The sequence below is a fragment of the Pseudonocardia sp. SID8383 genome (assembly GCF_009864975.1).
In the GTDB taxonomy this organism is placed as follows: domain Bacteria; phylum Actinomycetota; class Actinomycetes; order Mycobacteriales; family Pseudonocardiaceae; genus Pseudonocardia; species Pseudonocardia alni.
In genome coordinates, this window is sequence record NZ_WWFY01000602.1 from 1 (window position 1) to 2034 (window position 2034).

Annotated in this window: 2 protein-coding genes; one reads left to right on the forward strand and one right to left on the reverse strand. The window is 75.5% G+C overall.

The window, feature by feature from the left end:
* On the forward strand, positions 1-1753 hold a 1753-nt coding region (locus GTW08_RS14740; RefSeq protein WP_161152073.1), incomplete at its 5' end, for an alpha-amylase family protein.
* Positions 1754-1769: 16 nt separating this feature from the next.
* On the opposite strand, the gene GTW08_RS14745 is transcribed toward GTW08_RS14740, so the two are convergent.
* On the reverse strand, positions 1770-2034 hold a 265-nt coding region (locus GTW08_RS14745; RefSeq protein WP_237453850.1), incomplete at its 5' end, for a hypothetical protein.

The following is a 2034-nucleotide window of genomic DNA, read 5'->3' on the forward strand; positions in this document are numbered from 1 at the left end:
CGCCGCGCTGGCCGCCGCGGCCGCCCGCCCGCAGGCGCTGCGCGAGCTCGACCGCCGCCGCGAGGTCGACGGCGACTGGTTCCAGGACCCCCGCACCGTCGGCTACGTCGCCTACACCGACCGCTTCGCGGGCACCCTGCGCGGCATCCGCACCCGCCTGGACCACCTGTCCGACCTGGGCGTGCGGTACCTGCACCTGATGCCGCTGCTCAGGCCGCGCGACGGCGAGAACGACGGCGGCTACGCCGTCGCCGACTACACCGCCGTCGACCCGCGGCTGGGCACGATGGACGACCTGGAGTCCCTCGCCGGGGCGCTGCGCGAGCGCGGCATGAGCCTGTGCGTGGACCTCGTCCTCAACCACACCGCCGCCGAGCACCCGTGGGCGCGCGGCTGGCTCGCCGGCGACCCGCGCTACGCCGGCTTCTACACCGCCTACCCGGACCGGGAGATGCCCGACGCCTGGGAGGCGACGATCCCCGACGTCTTCCCCGACCGCGCGCCCGGATCGTTCAGCTGGGTGCCCGGGGCGAACGGCGGCGACGGCGGCTGGGTGTGGACGACGTTCTGGGACTACCAGTGGGACCTGGACTGGACCTGTCCCGAGGTGTTCGCCGCGATGCTCGGCACCGTGTTCACCCTGGCCGGGCGCGGGGTCGAGGTCCTGCGGATGGACGCGGCACCGTTCCTCGGCAAGCGGCTCGGCACGAACTGCCAGAACCAGCCCGAGGCCCACGACGTGCTGCAGGCGCTGCACGCGCTCACCCGGATCGCGGCCCCGGCCGTGGTCTTCAAGGCGGAGGCGATCGTCGCGCCCGACGACCTCGTCGGCTACCTCGGCGCACACGACCGCTACCGCCCCGAGTGTGAGCTGGCCTACCACAACCAGCTCATGGTGATGGTGTGGTCGAGCCTGGCCACCCGCGACGCCCGCCTCGCCGCGCACGCGCTGCGCCGCATGACCCCCGCCCCGCCGACGACGGCGTGGGCGACCTACGTCCGCTGCCACGACGACATCGGCTGGGCCGTCTCCGACGTCGACGCCGCCGCCGTCGGCTGGGACGGCCCGTCGCACCGGCGGTTCCTCAACGACTTCTTCGCCGGACGCTTCCCGGGCAGCTTCGCCCGCGGCGCCCTGTTCCAGGAGGACCCGGACACCGGGGACGCCCGCATCTCCGGTAGCGCCGCCGCGCTCTGCGGCATCGACGACGCCCGCGCCCGCCACGACCCCGCCGCCCTCGACGCGGGAGTGCGACGCCTGCTGCTCGCGCACGCCGTCGTCTACGGCTGGGGCGGCATCCCCCTGCTCTACATGGGCGACGAGCTGGCTTTGGCCAACGACACCGGCTACCGCGCCGACCCCGAGCGCGCCGCGGACAACCGCTGGATGCACCGGCCCCCGATGGACGAGGCCGCGTTCGCCCGCCGCTACGACCCGGACACCGTCGAGGGGCGGGTGTTCGGTGCGCTGACCGGGCTCGCCGCGGTGCGGGCCGAGCTGCCCGCGCTGCACGCGTCGGCGCCGGTGGAGGTGCCCGTGCTCGACGACCCGGCGGTGCTCGGGTGGACGCGGCGGCACCCGCGCGGCGGTCGTTTCGTCGGGCTGGTCAACGTGTCCGACCGGCCCGCCTCGGTCGACGCCGCCCTGGTCACCGGCCTGGACACGGTGCTGTCCTCGGACGGGCCGGTCCGCACCGAGGGCGGGCGGGCCCATCTCCCGCCGCTGTCCTGGGCGTGGCTCGCGGAGCCGTGAGCCACGCCCGGCGCCCTCACCAGCTCCCGAACGGCGTGCCGCCCCCGAACAGCGGTGACGTGCCCAGCGCCGAGCGGAACTCCAGGTACACCACGAGCCCGTAGACCACCCCGGCCAGGAAGACCAGGCAGGACAGCGACACCAGTACGTAGGTGAGGACCCGCAGCACGGTGAGCGCGGTCGGGTCCTTCGCGACCCGCACCGGCGCGGCGGCCGTGGCGGGGGCGGCCGCGCGTGGCGTCGTGGTCACCGGCCCGGTCGCCTCGACGGCCGGTGCGGCC